The sequence below is a fragment of the Streptomyces sp. NPDC006430 genome (assembly GCF_040612395.1).
GTDB lineage: Bacteria > Actinomycetota > Actinomycetes > Streptomycetales > Streptomycetaceae > Streptomyces.
In genome coordinates, this window is record NZ_JBEXQA010000010.1 from 170,726 (window position 1) to 185,125 (window position 14,400).

A 14,400-nucleotide genomic window follows, 5' to 3' on the forward strand; every position below is an offset into this window, starting at 1 on the left:
ACCACCCGCCCCAGAGTCCGCCCGACACCCCGCACGGTCCCCCGAATGGACTACGGTGCGGCCCATGGCAAGTGTGCTCGTGGTCGAGGACGACCAGTTCGTACGTTCCGCCCTGATCCGGCACCTGACCGAGGCCTCGCATACCGTGCGGAGCGTCGGTACGGCCCTGGAGGCGCTGCGCGAGGTCGCCCACCACCGGTTCGACGTGGTCATCCTCGACCTCGGACTGCCGGACCTGGACGGGTCGGAGGCGCTCAAGATGCTGCGCGGCATCACCGACGTCCCGGTGATCATCGCCACAGCGCGCGACGATGAGGCCGAGATCGTCCGGCTGCTCAACGACGGCGCCGACGACTACCTGATCAAGCCGTTCTCCGTGGAGCACCTTTCCGCCCGGATGGCAGCCGTCCTGCGCCGCGCCCGCGCCGCCGGGGCCGAGCCGCCCTCGCGCGTCCTGCGGGTGGGCGGGCTGGCCATCGACCCGCTGCGCCGGCAGGCGGAGCTGGACGGGGCGGTCCTGGACCTGACCCGCAGGGAGTTCGACCTGCTCGCCTTCCTCGCCGAACGGCCCGGGGTGGTCGTGGCCCGGCGCGAGCTGCTCGCCGAGGTCTGGCAGCAGTCGTACGGGGACGACCAGACCATCGACGTCCACCTGTCCTGGCTGCGCCGCAAATTGGGTGAAACCGCAGCTAACCCCCGCTATCTGCACACCCTGCGGGGGGTTGGCGTCAAGCTGGAGCCGCCCCGGTGAGCACGCGATGAGATGGGCGCTGGTCAAGGTGTGCCTCGCGGTCACGGCCATGGTGGTCGTGGCCTTCGCCGTGCCGCTCGGGCTGGTCGTCCAGGAGATGGCCAGTGACCGGGCCTTCTCCAACGCCGAGCGGCAGGCCGCCACCATCGGACCGACCCTGTCCATCACCACCGACCCCGTGCAACTGCGCAAGGCGGTGGAGTCCACGCAGATGGGCGCGGCCCGCAGGATGGCCGTCCACGTGCCCGCGATCGGCGACGCCGCGCCGGTCGAGATCGGCACCGGCCGGGCCGGTGCGCACGCCGTGGAGGAGACCCGGCGGATGGGCCGCGCGATGACCGCCTCGCTGGCGGGCGGCGGTTCGGCGCTGCTCCAGCCGACCGCCCTCGGGTCGGGGGACATCGCCGTCGTGGAGATCTTCGTACCGGAGAGCGAGGTCAGCAACGGCGTCGCGACCGCCTGGGTGGTCCTCGCGGGCGTCGGCCTGGCGCTGGTCGTGGGCTCGGTGGCCGTCGCCGACCGGCTCGGCGCCCGACTCGTGCGACCCGCCGAGCGGCTCGCGGACGCCGCACACCAACTGGGAGAAGGCCGGCTGGGGACGCGGGTGCCGGAGGAAGGTCCGAAGGAACTGCGCTCGGCAGCCGTCGCGTTCAACTCGATGGCGGACCAGGTGGTGGACCTCCTCGCCAACGAACGGGAGCTGGCCGCCGACCTCTCGCACCGGCTGCGGACGCCACTGACGGTGCTCCGGCTCAACACGGCCTCGCTCGGCGACGGGCCGGCCGCGGAACAGACCCGGGCCGCGGTCGAACAACTGGAACGGGAGGTCGACACGATCATCCGTACCGCCCGCGAACAGCGCGCCCCCGCTGCCACCGCGGGCGGGGCGGGCTGCGACGCCTCGGAGGTGATCCGCGACCGGATGGCCTTCTGGTCGGCGCTGGCGGAGGACGAGGGCCGCGAGGTGCGCCTCGCGGGCGTGGACCGTACGGTACGCATCCCGGTGGCCCGACCGGAGCTCGCCGCCGCCCTCGACGCCCTGCTCGGCAACGTGTTCCGGCACACCCCGGAGGGCACGCCGTTCGCGGTGGACGTCCACGACGCGGGGGACGCGGTCATCGTGCTCGTCTCGGACGCCGGCGCCGGGATCGCCGACCCGGACGCGGCCCTGCGCCGCGGCAACGACGGCGGACGGGATGGCTCGACGGGCCTCGGCCTCGACATCGTGCGCCGGGTCGCGGAATCGACGGGCGGCGACGTACGGATCGGCCGCTCCATGCTCGGCGGTACCGAGGTCAGGGTGTGGATCGCCCTTGACGGCCGGGCCCGCGGCGGCTCGGGCGCGGTACGGACGCGACGGCGCCGCAAGCGCCGAGGCAGCAGCTGACGCCCGGACCGGTGCCTCCCCGATGGTCGCGCGCAACGTGAGGAAATCCGCGACGGTGTCGGGAGCTTCGCCCCGGAACACGGGCGGGCGGCATACCGTACGGGGTGGTTGGTTGTCCTTCCCCCGAACGGAACGGAACTGGTCATGCGCTACGCAGTCCTCGGCACCGGGATCGTCGGCCGCACCGTGGCCGCCCGCCTCGTCTCAGTGGGCCACGAGGTGGTCATCGGCACCCGGGACCCCGAGGCCACCCGCGCCCGTGCCGAGTACGCCGAATGGCAGGTGGCCCACCCGCAGGTGGGCTTGGCCGCCTTCCCGGAGGCCGCGCGGCAGGGCGACGCGCTGGTCAACGCCACCGGCGGGCAGGTCAGCGTCGCCGCCCTGACGGAGGCGGACGCCGAGCACCTGGACGGCAAGGTCCTCATCGACATCGCCAACCCGCTCGACATGTCGCGGGGGTTCCCGCCCACCCTCGACCCGGTGAACGACGACAGCCTGGGCGAACTGCTCCAGCGGACGTTCCCGCGGCTGCGGGTGGTCAAGACGCTGAACACGATGAACTGCCAGATCATGGTGGACCCGGCCAGGGTGGCCGGTGACCACAACGTGTTCCTGTCGGGCGAGGACGCCGACGCCAAGAAGTCCGTGCGGGAGCTGTTGTACTCCTTCGGCTGGCCGGAGGCGAGCGTCCTGGACCTCGGCGGCATCGAGACCGCCCGCGGCACCGAGATGCTCCTGCCCATCTGGCTCCGCCTGATGGGCGCCCTCGGCCACGTGGACTTCAACTTCCACATCCAGGGCGCGACGCCGGGACGCTAGCGCGGCGGGCCGGACGCCCCGTCCTGGAGGACGGGGCGTCTGAGTGTCCGAGTGTCCAGGCGTCTGGGAGTCCGGGGTCCGGTGGCCGGGGTCCGGTGGTCGTGCTGGAGGGGGCGGTCGTCCCGGATGGACGGCGAGATGTTGCCGGCCCCCGGCGGCCGGCCGAGTGTGGGCCTGACGGAAGGAGCCACGCATGAGAGTCATGCTCAGGGCCCACATGGACACCCAGGCCGGCAACGAGGCCATCAAGAACGGCGGCCTGCCCCGGACCATGAAGGAGCTCATGGAGAAGGTCAAGCCGGAGGCCGCCTACTTCGGCCTCTCCGAGGGGGTCCGCTCCTGCTGGATCGTCTTCGACCTCCAGAACAGCGAGGACCTGCCGCCCTTGGTCGAGGACCTGTTCTCGCAGCTACACGCCGAGATCGAGGTCCAGCCGGTGATGAACGCCGACGATCTGGAGAAGGGCCTGGCCGCGTTGAAGTCCGCGCGCCCCTGAGCACCCCCGGCCCGGCGGCCGTCCACACCCCCCGCAGACGGCCGCCCCTCCACCAAGCAAACCCCGAAAACCACCCCCGGCCCCTGGCCCCGGGGGCCCGCTTCCCTGGCCCCCGGCCACCGGCCTCTGGCCACCGGCCCACGGTCCGGAGCCCCGGCGCCCGATGACCGCGCGCCTGACGGTCCCGTGTTGCGTGGCCCGGGATCGGGCCGCCGCCCGCCCCCTCGAACAGCCCGAACGAGGGGCGGTACCACCGGGTGCGAGCACTCTGCGGAAGCCGCCGGGGCGGATCGCGGCACGGGTAACTTCCGTCCGCACACCGCCCCGTCCGCTCCTCCGGCGCACCGTGGCCCGTAGGGCGTAGCGGTGGAACACCCGCTCGGGCAGACCCTGTTCGACGGCCGGACGTCAGCCCGGAGGCAGTCCGGACGCCGGCCGGCGGCAGCCCGGCGGCCAGCCCCCGGACGTCAGTCGCCGGCGTTCAGGCGCTGGGCCTGCGTGCGGCCGACCTCGGCGGCGCGGTGCAGGTAGTCGGCGATGACGGCGAGTTCGGAGTCGGAGTAGCTCTCCAGGACGGCGCCGAAGGCCCGGCCCGGGGTGTCCCAGGCCTCGCCGATCTGCTTGCGGGCCTCGGGGGCGAGGGAGACCAGGGAGCGACGGCGGTCGTGGGGGTCGGCGTGCCGCTCGACGATGCCGGCCTTGACGAGGCGGTCGACGAGGCGGGTGGCGGAGCCGGAGGTCAGTCCGGTGAGACGGGCGATGTCGCCGGTGCTGACGGGTTCGGGCTCCATGTCGAGGAGGGCCACGCACTGCATGTCGGTGGGGTGCAGGCCGACATGGTCCGCCATGGCCTGGGCGAAGAGCGAGTAGTCGGCATAGTGCCGCTGGCTCTCGGTGACGATGCGAGCGAGCAGCTCGGCGCGGCTCCACTCCTCGCGCGCATCACTCGAACGAGGGGAATCGGTTGACATCGGCCTCTCCATGCCTCAGTTTTATCTGTGTGGCACAGAGACTTCATCGTGCAGAATCTGTGTCACGTATTCATCCTAGCGTGAACCATGCTCCGAGAACACGAACAGGACCCGTCATGTCGATCCTCGTCACCGGTGCCCGCGGCGCCGTCGCCCGCGGTCTCGCCTCCCTCCTCGCGGCCCACGACATCCCGCACCGCCTCGCCTCCCGCGAGCCGGATACACCAGACATGCCCGATGCGGCGGACGCGCCGGACAGGCCTGACGCCCCAGACGACGCCCCAGACATCGTGCACTGCGACCTCACCGACCCCTCGACCTTCCCCGGTGCCCTGGCCGGTGTCCGGTCCGTCTTCCTCTACGCCGAGGCCGCCGCCATCGGCACCTTCGTCAAGGAGGCCGTCACCGCCGGAGTCGAGCACGTCGTGCTCCTGTCCTCCTCCTCGGTGCTCAGCCCCAACGCCGCCGACAGTCCACTGTCCGCCTCCCACCTCGCCGTCGAGGAGGCCCTGCTGGCCTCCCCGCTGCGCACCACCCTGCTGCGCCCCGGCTCCTTCGCGAGCAACGCACTGGGCTGGGCCTGGTCGTTGAAGTCCGGGCGTCCGGTCCACCTGCCCTACCCGGGCTCCTACAGCGATCCGATCCATGAAGCGGACATCGCCGAAGCGGCCTTCGCCGTCCTCACGAACCCCGCCCTCGCCGGCCGCACCTACCACCTGACCGGTCCGCACGCGCTGACGTTCGCGACCCAATTGGCGATACTCGGCCACGTACTCGGCACCCCCGTGCCCTTCGAGTCGGTCACCGCCGAGCAATGGAAGTCCGAGGTCGCCGGGTACATACCCGGCCCCTACGCCGACGCGCTACTCGACTACTGGGCGGCCACCGACGGTCTCCCGGTGGAGATCACCGACACCGTCGAGCACCTCACCGGCCACCCGGCCCGCTCCTTCGAAAGCTGGGCCGAAGGCCGCGTGGACGCCTTCCGCGCAGAAGGCGTCCACGCGTAGCCGGCGCCCGGGAGGGCGACCGGTCCGTCACGAGCACGGGCTACGGCCTCGCGGCTGCGCCGGAGCAATGGGGAGCAGTGGGGGAGCCGTGGGAGAACACCGAATCCTGGGACGGGTTCCGCGGCGATCTCGTCCGATGGACCGGCTCAGCCCGGATCGAGCACTCCACTCCGGGCCAGGCGGGCGTACCAGTGGGCGCTGGAGCGGGGCGTGCGCGTCTGGGTCGCGTAGTCCACGTGGACGATGCCGAAGCGCTTGCTGTAGCCGTAGGACCACTCGAAGTTGTCCATCAGGGACCAGAGGAAGTAGCCCCCGACCGGGGCCCCGTCCTCCATCGCGCGGTGCACCGCCGCAAGGTGGGCCTTCAGATAGGCGATGCGCGCAGGATCGTGCAGCTCCGGTGCGTACGCGGCGCCGTTCTCGGTCACCAGCAGGGGCAGGCCCGGGGCCTCGCGTGTGAAACGAAGCAGCAGGTCGTACAGGCCGGTCGGGTCGATCGACCAGTTCATGTCGGTCCGCTCGCCCGGCGGCTGGTGGAAGGCCACCGAGTCCGCTGCGGGCCAGGGGGAGTGTTTGCTGCTGCCGTGGCCGTCGGCTCGTGGACCGGCCGTCGGGCCGGAGACGGCCGAGACCACCGCCGGGGTGTAGTAGTTCACGCCGAGGAAGCCCAGCGGCCGGTGGATCAGCGCCTCGTCGCCGGGGCGTACGAAGGACCAGTCGGTGACGGTGCGGGTGTCCTCCAACAGGTCATCGGGATAAGCCCCGTGCAGCAGCGGCCCGGTGAAGATCCGGTTCGCCAGGGCGTCGATGCGCCGCTGCGCGTCCAGGTCGGCCGCAGAGCCGGTCAGCGGCCGGATCGCGCTGGGGTTGAGTGCGATGCCGACCCGCGCCGACGAGGGGAGTGCGGCCGAGGCCAGGCCGTGGGCCAGGTTGAGGTGGTGCGCGGCGCGCAGGGCGTCTGCCGGGGAGGTGCGGCCGGGGGCGTGGACCCCGGAGCCGTAGCCCAGGAAGGCGCTGCACCAGGGCTCGTTGAGCGTGGTCCACAGCTCCACCCGATCCCCCAGCACCCGCCCGACCTCGGCGGCGTACGAGGCGAAGGCGTAGGCCGTCTCCCGTTCGGGCCAGCCGCCCCCGCTGTGGAGCCGTCGTAGGATCCGCTCTCCAACTCCTGCGGCAGGTCCCAGTGGTACAGGGTCGGGCAGGGGCGGATCCCGTGCGCCAACAACTCGTCCACGAGCGCGTCGTAGAAGCCGATCCCGCCGGAGCGCACCCGCGGCCAGGACACCGAAAAACGGTACGCACCCAGTCCCAGCTCCGCCATCAGCCCTACGTCCTGACGCCACAGCCGGTGGTGGTCCACGGCCACGTCCCCCGTGTCACCGGCGTGCACCTTGCCCGGCGTACGGCAGAAGGTGTCCCAGATGGACGGGCCGCGCAGGTCGGCGCCGCCCTCGATCTGGTACGCCGCCGTGGCCGCACCCCACAGGAATCCCTCGGGGAAAAGCACTTCGGTCATCCCTTCACCGCTCCCTGCATGATGCCGCCCACGATCTGGCGGCCGAAGACGAGGAACACCAGCAGCAGCGGGAGCGTGCCCAGCAGCGCGCCCGCCATGATCACCGACTGGTCGGGGATGTAGCCCCGGCCCAGACCCGTCAGGGCCACCTGCACCGTCGGGTTGCCGTTCTGGGTCAGCGCGACGATCGGCCAGAAGAAGTCGTTCCAGGCCATCACGAAGGTCAACATCCCCAGCACCGCCATTGCGGGCCTGGCCGCCGGGAACACCACGTGCCACACGGTCCGCAGCGAACTCGCTCCGTCCGTCCGGGCCGCCTCCAGCAGCTCTGTCGGCAGCGCCTGCGCCAAGTACTGCCGCATGAAGAACACCCCGAAGGCCGAGACCAGGCCCGGCAGGATCACTGCCTGGAGCCGGTCCGTCCAGGACAGCTCGGCGATCAGCATGTACAGCGGGACCACGCTCAGCTGCGGCGGGATCAGCATCGTCCCGACCACGGCCGCCAGTAGCGGCCGGCGCCCGCGGAAGCGGAGCTTGGCGAAGGCGAAGCCCGCCAGGGTGGAGAACACCACCGTGCCGGCCGCGACCGTGCCCGCCACGACCGCGGTGTTCAGCAGGGCCGTCCCCATGTGGGCGTCGCTCCACGCGACCTGGAGGTTGTGCCCCAGATTCCCGCCGAACCAGAACGGCGGCGGGGTCTGGGCGAGCCGCGTGTTGTTCCGCGACGCCGCGATCGCCGTCCACACCAGCGGGAACAGCGAGCCCAGCGTGAAGATCCCGAGGACCGCGTACGTCACCTTGCCCGCGCGCATCGAAGTCATCTCCGGGCCTCCGCTCCGCGTAGCAGCCGGGCTGCGCCCGCGATCAGCAGCAGGATCAGGAACATCGCCCAGGCGATCGCCGAAGCCCGCCCGAGGTGCAGGTTCACCCACCCCTGCTCGTACAGGTACAGGCCCAGCGTCTGGAACTGGTGGTCCGAGCCGCCCGTGGCGCCCGCCCCGCCGTTGAACAGCAGCGGCTCGCCGAAGAGCTGGGTCGCCCCGATCGTCGAGACCACACAGGTGAAGAAGATCGTCGGCCGCAGGGAGGGCACCGTCACATGGCGGAACTGCTGCCACCGCGAGGCCCCGTCCAGCGCCGCAGACTCGTACAGCTCTCCGGGCACGGCCTGCATCGCGGCCAGGTAGATCAGGGCGTTGTAACCGGTCCAGCGCCAGACCACGATCGTGGAGACCGCCAACTGCGAGGCGAACGGACCGTTCTGCCAGTCCACCGCCCCGAACCCGAGCGACTGCAACGCCCAGTTGACCATCCCGTAGTCCCGGCCGAAGAGCAGCACGAAGACGAGCGTGGCCGCCGCCACGGAGGTCGCGTACGGGGTGAGCACCGCGACCCGGAAGAAGGCGGCGCCCCGCATCCTGAAGTGGAGCAGATGGGCCAGGCCGAGCGCGATCAGCAGCTGCGGAACGGTCGACAGCAGACCGATGGTGACGGTGTTGCGCAGCGCGTTCCAGAAGAACGCGTCGTCCCACAGCCGGGTGAAGTTCCGCAGCCCCACCCAGGTCATGGTGTCCGGATCGGTCAGCTCCACCTGGTGCAGCGCCGCCCAGCCCGTGTACAGCAGGGGGAACAGCCCGAAGGCGGCGAAGAAGAGGAAGAAGGGCGCCACGAAGGCGTACGGGCTCCAGCGCAGGTCCCACCGGTAACGGCGCGAGCGCCACGCCTGGCCCCGGCCGCCCCCCTCTTCCGCCCGCCTCGGCCGGACGGAAGAGGGGGACAGGGCAGCGGTGTCGTCGGTCACCGTGGCCTCACTGCTCCAAGGCATTGTCGATCGCCTTCACCGCGGCCTCCCAGCCCTCTTGCGGTGTGCGGCCCTTCTGGTCGACCTGGAGCATCCCGATGTCCGCCAGGTTCTGTGCGATCACCAGGTCCTTCGGACCGACCACCGTCACCGGGACCCCTTCGGCCGCCCGCGCGAAGATCTCCCCGATCGGCGCCCCGCCGAAGTACGCGTGCTGCGCCTGCGCCACCACCGGCAGCTTGTACGCGGCGCTCGCACTCGGGAAGCTCCCCCGCTTCTCGAACAGCCGGGCCTGCTGCGCCGGAGCCGTCAGCCAGGCCGCCAGCTTCGCCGCCTCCTCGGCGTGCTTGCCCGCCTTCGGTACGACCAGGAACGAGCCGCCCCAGTTGCTCGGCTTTGGAGCCTGCGCCACGTCCCACTTGTCCTTGCCGGCGGGGCCCGCCTTGTCCTGGATGTAGCCGAGCATCCAGGCCGGGCAGGAGACGGTGGCGAACGTGCCGTTGGCGAAGCCCTGGTCCCAGGTGGGGGTGAACTGCTGGAGCTTCGCGCTCAGTCCCTCGGTGGCGAACTGCGCGGCCAGGTCGAAGGCCCCGCGCACCGCCGGGTTGCTCTTGTAGACCACCTTGCCCTGGTCGTCGTAGAACCGCTGCGCGCTGCCGCTGGTGACCGCGGCCATCACACCGGACGCCGAGTCGACGAAGGCCTTCCCCTCGCCCGCCTTCGCCCGGTAGGCCTTGCCTACCTCCAGGTACTTGTTCCAGTCGCCCGCCCACAGCGCACCGACCGCCGCCCGGTCGGTCGGCAGCCCGGCCGCCGCGAAGAGGTCCTTGCGGTAGCAGATGCCCTGCGGGCCGATGTCGGTCCCGACCCGAGGCCGACCGTCGCTCCGTTCCTGGCCGTGCCCTGTGCCCACTTCCACGGCAGGTACGCCGCCTTGTCCACCCCCGGCGCCTTGCCCAGGTTGACCAGCTTGTCCGCCTGGGTCGCGGTGACCTCGGCGATGTTGTTGACCTCGACGGCCTGGATGTCGTCGAGCCCGCTGCCGGTGCCCAGGTGGGTGAGGAGCTGCGGGTAGTAGTTCTCGTTCCGCTCGATGGAGGTCTGCTCGATCCGGATGCCGGGATGCTGCGCCGTGTACTCCTCGTACAGGCCCGCCTCCTGGAGCCCGAAGGCTCCGAAGACGCCGATGGTGAGTGTGGTTTTCGCGGGGTCTCCCGCCGTTCCGCCCCGTTGTGCGCTTTCGGTCGGGTCCTGTGCGCATCCGGCGAGCAGCAGTGCTGCTGCGCCGATCGCGCCGATCGCCGTGGCAAGGGTTCTTCGGGCTCGCATCTGGATCCTCCCTGAAGGATGAAACGTGCCGTGCGTCGTGTGACACAGTGTGGGAGCGCTCCCACAGCCGTCAAGAGGTAGATTCGGAGCCGGGAGGAAGCCATGAGCGGGCACGGGCGATGGGGGTCCCCCCGGACGGAGTCCGGCGGGGGTGTCCCCGGCGGTAGTCGGGGGAGAGGGGGACGGCCGACCCTGGAGGAGGTCGCGGAGCGCGCCGGGGTCGGGCGCGGCACGGTCTCCCGGGTGATCAACGGGTCCTCCAAGGTCAGCGCGCACACCAGGGCCGCCGTCGAGGCCGCCGTGGCCGAACTCGGGTACGTGCCCAACCGCGCCGCCCGGGCCCTGGCCGCCAACCGGGCCGATGCCGTCGCCCTGGTCGTCCCCGAGCCCGAGGCCCGTTTCTTCGCCGAGCCGTACTTCTCCGACGTGGTCCGCGGGGTCGGCACCGAGCTCGCCGAGACGGACGTCCAACTCGTCCTCACCCTCGCCGGCAGTGACCGCGAGCGCCGCCGCCTCGCCCAGTTCCTGGCCTCGCACCGCGTGGACGGCGTGCTCCTCGTCTCCGTCCACGCCGGCGACCCCCTGCCCGAGTTGCTGGCCGAGCTCGGCATCCCCGCCGTGATCAGCGGCCGGCGCTCGGCCTTCGAAACGCTGCCCAGCGTGGACTCCGACAACCTGGCGGGCGCCGCCGAGGCGGTGCGCCACCTCCTCGGCCGGGGCCGGCGCGAGATAGCCACCATCACCGGTTCGCTGGACGTGTACGGGGCGCAGTGCCGGCTCGACGGCTACCGGCAGGCCTTGACGGCCGCCGGGATTCCCGTCGACGAGATGCTGATCTCGGACGGCGACTTCACCGAGGACGGCGGCCGGCGGGCCATGCGCGAGCTGCTGGAGCGTCGTCCCTCCCTCGATGCGGTCTTCGCTGCCTCCGACGTGATGGCGGCGGGTGCCTGCCGCGAGCTGCGTGCGGCGGGCCGCCGGATACCCGAGGACGTGGCGCTGGTCGGCTTCGACGACTCGGTACTGGCCCGGCACATGGATCCGCCGCTGACGAGCGTCCGCCAGCCGATCGAGGAGATGGGCCGGACCATGGCGCGGGTGCTGCTGGAGCGGATCGCGGGGGAGACGGGGGAGGTGGCCGTGGTGCTGCCGACCGAGCTGGTGGTGCGGGAGTCCTCGTGAGCCCCGTACCGCTCGCAGCCCGGTGCACCCCGTACGCCCACAGCCCCTGCGTCCCGGGCCTCGGCACGGACAACGCAGAGGGCCCCGGTCCGCTTTCGCGGACCGGGGCCCTCTCGCAGGGTGAGTGACGGGACTTGAACCCGCGGCCACCTGGACCACAACCAGGTGCTCTACCAGCTGAGCTACACCCACCATGTCCGGTCGGAAAACCGACCGGCCGAAGAAAAGGGTACAGGGTCCGGGAGGGTGCTCGCTCCCCCCTTTTCCCCGACCCGTCTCCGGGGGTTCCTGCCGGGTCCTATTCGGCGGGCACGGTGTGCTTGGCGGCGATGGACCGCGCGGTGTCCGAGTCGGGTCCGGGCGGCGGCACGAAGACCGCCTCCCGGTAGTAGCGCAGCTCGGCGATGGACTCCTTGATGTCCGCGAGCGCCCGGTGGTTGCCGTTCTTCGGCGGGCTGTTGAAGTACGCCCGCGGGTACCAGCGGCGAGCCAGCTCCTTGACCGAGGACACGTCCACGATCCGGTAGTGCAGGTGGCTCTCCAGCGCCGGCATGTCCCGCAGCAGGAAGCCGCGGTCGGTGCCGACCGAGTTTCCGCACAGCGGAGCCTTGCGGGGCTCCTTCACGTGTTTCCGTACGTAGGCCAGGACCTGAGCCTCGGCATCGGCGAGGGTGACCCCGTCGGCCAGCTCGTCCAGCAGTCCCGAGGCGGTGTGCATCTCGCGCACCACGTCGGGCATGGTCTCCAGGGCAGCGTCCGGCGGGCGGATCACGATGTCCACGCCCTCGCCGAGCACGTTGAGCTCCGAGTCGGTGACCAGCGCGGCCACCTCGATAAGTGCGTCGTCCGTCAACGAGAGCCCGGTCATCTCGCAGTCGATCCACACCATGCGATCGTTCATGTGGCCCAGCTTATGCGGATTACACGGAAGGTCCCCCGCTCGGTGACGACCGATGTGGGGGACCTTCCGTCAGGCAGTGCCCGGGGCGGGGCCTACGCGTGCTCGCGCAGGACCCGGTTCGGGGCGTACAGCTCCGTCACCGTCGGGCCGGCCGCGGCCAGGGCCGCCGCCGCCCGCTGGGGCTGCGGAGTGCGCTGGTGCGGAACCGGACCCGTGGAGATCTCGGCCGCCTGCGCCACGTCGGCCTGCGGTCGACGCGCCCGGTAGGCGGAGCGGTAGGCGGCCGGGGAGGACCCCAGCTGCCGCCGGAAGTGCCCGCGCAGCGCGACCGGCGAGCGGAACCCGCAGCGACCGGCGACCTCGTCGACCGAGTAGTCGGAGGTCTCCAGCAGCCGCTGTGCCTGGAGCACCCGTTGGGTGATCAGCCACTGCAGCGGGGCGCTTCCGGTCAGCGAGCGGAACCGTCGGTCGAACGTGCGCCGGCTCATGTACGCGCGGGCGGCGAGGGTCTCCACGTCGAACTGCTCGTGGAGGTGCTCCAGGGCCCAGGCGACGACCTCGGCCAGCGGGTCGGCGCCGATCTCCTCCGGCAGCGACCGGTCGAGATAGCGCTCCTGGCCGCCCGTGCGGCGCGGCGGGACGACGAGCCTGCGGGCCAGTGCCCCAGCCGCCTCGCTGCCGTGGTCCGTACGCACGATGTGCAGGCACAGGTCGATTCCGGCCGCGGTGCCCGCGGACGTGAGCACGTCGCCGTCGTCGACGAAGAGCTCGCGCGGATCGACATGGACGGACGGGTACCGCTTGGCCAGCGTCGGCGCGTACATCCAGTGCGTCGTCGCGGGGCGGCCGTCGAGCAGGCCGGCAGCGGCGAGCACGAAGGCTCCCGTGCACAGTCCGACGATCCGGGCCCCCTCCTCGTGCGCCAGACGCAGTGCGTCGAGGGCCTCCGGAGGCGGCGGTGAAGTGATGGAGCGCCAGGCGGGAACGACGACCGTGCCCGCCCGGGCGATCGCCTCCAACCCGTAAGGCGCGGTGAGCTCGAGTCCGCCGGTGGTCCGCAGCGGACCGTCCTCCCCGGCACAGACGAGCAGTCGATAGCGTGGAACTCCCGCGTCCTGCCGGTCGATGCCGAACACGGAAAGTGGAATGGAGCTCTCGAAGATCGGTCCGCCGCTGAAAAGCAGCACCGCGACGATCTCTCTGCGGCGACGCCCCGCGAGTTTCCTGCCGGCGTCCGCGATGACGGCGGTGGAATCCTGGCTCATGGCTAAGCCCCCCTTGGGTGTCGCGACTCCTTGGTCTGGTCGCACCTGCACGTTTCCCCTCGGCCTTGCACGTGGATCCCCCGCCGTAAAAACATGATCGAATCTACTGCGTCCCGTGGTGTCGGCGTGACAAGTTCAGCACGCAGCGCTATGTCGACTTGGCAACTTGGCGAAAAGCATTCGATCAGGAAGCGTTCCACTCCGCTACCGGAGTGGGAAGCTCGTTGTCCGGCCATGGCCAGTACCCGTATGGTCTCGGAGCCCCCCTGGCGCCGTCGTCGCTGGTGGTAGGGGGATTGAGGGGGCATTCCGACAAGACCGGCACCCTGCCGGGAAGTTGGCTGAAAACGTGCGGGTGTGGGTGTGCGAATCAGTCAGTCCTCAGGGGAGGCTCCACCGGAGCTCCAGCAGCCGCGGTGCGCGCCGCCCGCGGAGCCGTTCCGGCCGCGCGCACGCCGGCGGCGACGGCCCGGCGGCAGCCGGTGCGCCGCGACGACCGCGGCGGCGCGTTCGGCCCTCTCGGAGTAGCGCAGCATCGCCCGGCACACCGCGGTGACCGCGACCAGGCCGAGCGTGGCGACGGCGGCCCCGCCGAAGGAGGTTCCGTACACGACGAGCACGACGGGAACGAGCAGGCAGCTGAAGGCGGCCCACCGTACGACGTCACCCGCAGGGTCGTCATGGGGACGCCTCGCGGATTGCACGGACGGGTGAAGTGGGGCGGGGGTGAAACGGGGGGTCGCCTCGACGTACGAGACGGATTGCGTCGGCTGAGCGGGCTGGACGGGGTGTACCGGATGGCCGGGCACGGCGTGCTCCCTGCGGGCTCTTCCTGGACGGTCGGACGCCTGTCCAACGGTGCGCGGCGGGGCTCGGTCACTGCGCGCACGGGTGGCGCACGCGGTGGCTCGTCACTGGCTGTAGGGGGCAGCGGCCATTGCCAAGGAGCCCTCGCTCCGGCATGCTCCCTGG

Annotated in this window: 12 protein-coding genes, 1 tRNA gene and 2 pseudogenes; 6 read left to right on the forward strand and 9 right to left on the reverse strand. The window is 71.5% G+C overall.

What is annotated here, in order from left to right:
• The first annotated feature begins 64 nt into the window (after nucleotides 1–64).
• From ABZZ20_RS17590 to ABZZ20_RS17605, 4 genes are all read left to right on the forward strand, one after another.
• A complete protein-coding gene (locus ABZZ20_RS17590) occupies nucleotides 65–751 on the forward strand; it encodes a response regulator transcription factor (RefSeq protein ID WP_356870336.1) in 687 nt (228 codons plus the stop codon).
• Between the two features lie 7 nt (nucleotides 752–758).
• Nucleotides 759–2,138, forward strand: a complete 1,380-nt coding sequence (locus tag ABZZ20_RS17595) for a HAMP domain-containing sensor histidine kinase (protein WP_356870338.1) — start codon at nucleotides 759–761, stop codon at nucleotides 2,136–2,138.
• 144 nt (nucleotides 2,139–2,282) lie between these two features.
• On the forward strand, nucleotides 2,283–2,957 hold the full coding sequence (locus ABZZ20_RS17600) for an NAD(P)-binding domain-containing protein (RefSeq protein WP_356870340.1): 675 nt from the start codon (nucleotides 2,283–2,285) through the stop codon (nucleotides 2,955–2,957).
• 193 nt (nucleotides 2,958–3,150) lie between these two features.
• The gene (locus ABZZ20_RS17605) at nucleotides 3,151–3,453 is read left to right on the forward strand and encodes a hypothetical protein (RefSeq protein WP_356870342.1); all 303 of its coding nucleotides are present in this window, start codon (nucleotides 3,151–3,153) and stop codon (nucleotides 3,451–3,453) included.
• Between the two features lie 467 nt (nucleotides 3,454–3,920).
• Here the strand turns inward: ABZZ20_RS17605 and ABZZ20_RS17610 are convergent, their stop codons facing one another.
• A complete protein-coding gene (locus ABZZ20_RS17610) occupies nucleotides 3,921–4,424 on the reverse strand; it encodes a MarR family transcriptional regulator (RefSeq protein WP_356870344.1) in 504 nt (167 codons plus the stop codon).
• Nucleotides 4,425–4,540: 116 nt separating this feature from the next.
• On the opposite strand from ABZZ20_RS17610, the gene ABZZ20_RS17615 reads away from it, so the two are divergent.
• Complete coding sequence (locus ABZZ20_RS17615) at nucleotides 4,541–5,434, forward strand: NAD(P)H-binding protein (protein ID WP_356870346.1); 894 nt, start codon at nucleotides 4,541–4,543, stop codon at nucleotides 5,432–5,434.
• 146 nt (nucleotides 5,435–5,580) lie between these two features.
• Here ABZZ20_RS17615 and ABZZ20_RS17620 read toward each other — a convergent pair.
• From ABZZ20_RS17620 to ABZZ20_RS17635, 4 genes and pseudogenes are all read right to left on the reverse strand, one after another.
• A pseudogene (locus ABZZ20_RS17620) lies at nucleotides 5,581–6,950 on the reverse strand (GH1 family beta-glucosidase).
• Entirely contained in the window at nucleotides 6,947–7,771 is an 825-nt protein-coding gene (locus tag ABZZ20_RS17625) for a carbohydrate ABC transporter permease (RefSeq protein WP_356870348.1), read from the reverse strand. The pseudogene ABZZ20_RS17620 and the gene ABZZ20_RS17625 overlap by 4 nt, the downstream one beginning before the upstream one ends.
• Entirely contained in the window at nucleotides 7,768–8,775 is a 1,008-nt protein-coding gene (locus tag ABZZ20_RS17630) for a sugar ABC transporter permease (RefSeq protein ID WP_356870350.1), read from the reverse strand. The genes ABZZ20_RS17625 and ABZZ20_RS17630 overlap by 4 nt, the downstream gene beginning before the upstream one ends.
• A pseudogene (locus tag ABZZ20_RS17635) lies at nucleotides 8,759–10,080 on the reverse strand (ABC transporter substrate-binding protein). Before ABZZ20_RS17635 ends, ABZZ20_RS17630 begins: the two are co-directional and overlap by 17 nt.
• Nucleotides 10,081–10,182: 102 nt before the next feature.
• Here ABZZ20_RS17635 and ABZZ20_RS17640 point away from each other — a divergent pair.
• On the forward strand, nucleotides 10,183–11,262 hold the full coding sequence (locus ABZZ20_RS17640) for a LacI family DNA-binding transcriptional regulator (protein ID WP_356870352.1): 1,080 nt from the start codon (nucleotides 10,183–10,185) through the stop codon (nucleotides 11,260–11,262).
• Nucleotides 11,263–11,381: 119 nt separating this feature from the next.
• On the opposite strand, the gene ABZZ20_RS17645 is transcribed toward ABZZ20_RS17640, so the two are convergent.
• The 4 genes from ABZZ20_RS17645 to ABZZ20_RS17660 form a co-directional block, all read right to left on the reverse strand.
• Nucleotides 11,382–11,454 (reverse strand) — tRNA-His (locus tag ABZZ20_RS17645).
• A 106-nt stretch (nucleotides 11,455–11,560) separates the two neighbouring features.
• Complete coding sequence (orn, locus tag ABZZ20_RS17650; RefSeq protein WP_356870354.1) at nucleotides 11,561–12,163, reverse strand: oligoribonuclease; 603 nt, start codon at nucleotides 12,161–12,163, stop codon at nucleotides 11,561–11,563.
• Nucleotides 12,164–12,255: 92 nt separating this feature from the next.
• A complete protein-coding gene (locus ABZZ20_RS17655) occupies nucleotides 12,256–13,428 on the reverse strand; it encodes a helix-turn-helix domain-containing protein (protein ID WP_356870356.1) in 1,173 nt (390 codons plus the stop codon).
• Between the two features lie 374 nt (nucleotides 13,429–13,802).
• Nucleotides 13,803–14,237: a hypothetical protein gene (locus ABZZ20_RS17660; RefSeq protein ID WP_356870358.1), complete on the reverse strand. Its 435-nt coding sequence runs from the start codon at nucleotides 14,235–14,237 to the stop codon at nucleotides 13,803–13,805.
• Nucleotides 14,238–14,400 lie beyond the last annotated feature (163 nt).

What these genes read in the sequence shown, in the direction of transcription:
- ABZZ20_RS17610 (WP_356870344.1), bottom strand. Translation starts at nt 4,424, where the DNA reads ATGTCAACCGATTCCCCTCGTTCGAGTGATGCGCGCGAGGAGTGGAGC.
- ABZZ20_RS17600 (WP_356870340.1), top strand. Translation starts at nt 2,283, where the DNA reads ATGCGCTACGCAGTCCTCGGCACCGGGATCGTCGGCCGCACCGTGGCC.
- ABZZ20_RS17655 (WP_356870356.1), bottom strand. Translation starts at nt 13,428, where the DNA reads ATGAGCCAGGATTCCACCGCCGTCATCGCGGACGCCGGCAGGAAACTC.
- ABZZ20_RS17625 (WP_356870348.1), bottom strand. Translation starts at nt 7,771, where the DNA reads ATGACTTCGATGCGCGCGGGCAAGGTGACGTACGCGGTCCTCGGGATC.
- ABZZ20_RS17595 (WP_356870338.1), top strand. Translation starts at nt 759, where the DNA reads ATGAGATGGGCGCTGGTCAAGGTGTGCCTCGCGGTCACGGCCATGGTG.
- ABZZ20_RS17590 (WP_356870336.1), top strand. Translation starts at nt 65, where the DNA reads ATGGCAAGTGTGCTCGTGGTCGAGGACGACCAGTTCGTACGTTCCGCC.
- ABZZ20_RS17640 (WP_356870352.1), top strand. Translation starts at nt 10,183, where the DNA reads ATGAGCGGGCACGGGCGATGGGGGTCCCCCCGGACGGAGTCCGGCGGG.
- ABZZ20_RS17615 (WP_356870346.1), top strand. Translation starts at nt 4,541, where the DNA reads ATGTCGATCCTCGTCACCGGTGCCCGCGGCGCCGTCGCCCGCGGTCTC.
- orn (WP_356870354.1), bottom strand. Translation starts at nt 12,163, where the DNA reads ATGAACGATCGCATGGTGTGGATCGACTGCGAGATGACCGGGCTCTCG.
- ABZZ20_RS17605 (WP_356870342.1), top strand. Translation starts at nt 3,151, where the DNA reads ATGAGAGTCATGCTCAGGGCCCACATGGACACCCAGGCCGGCAACGAG.
- ABZZ20_RS17630 (WP_356870350.1), bottom strand. Translation starts at nt 8,775, where the DNA reads ATGCCTTGGAGCAGTGAGGCCACGGTGACCGACGACACCGCTGCCCTG.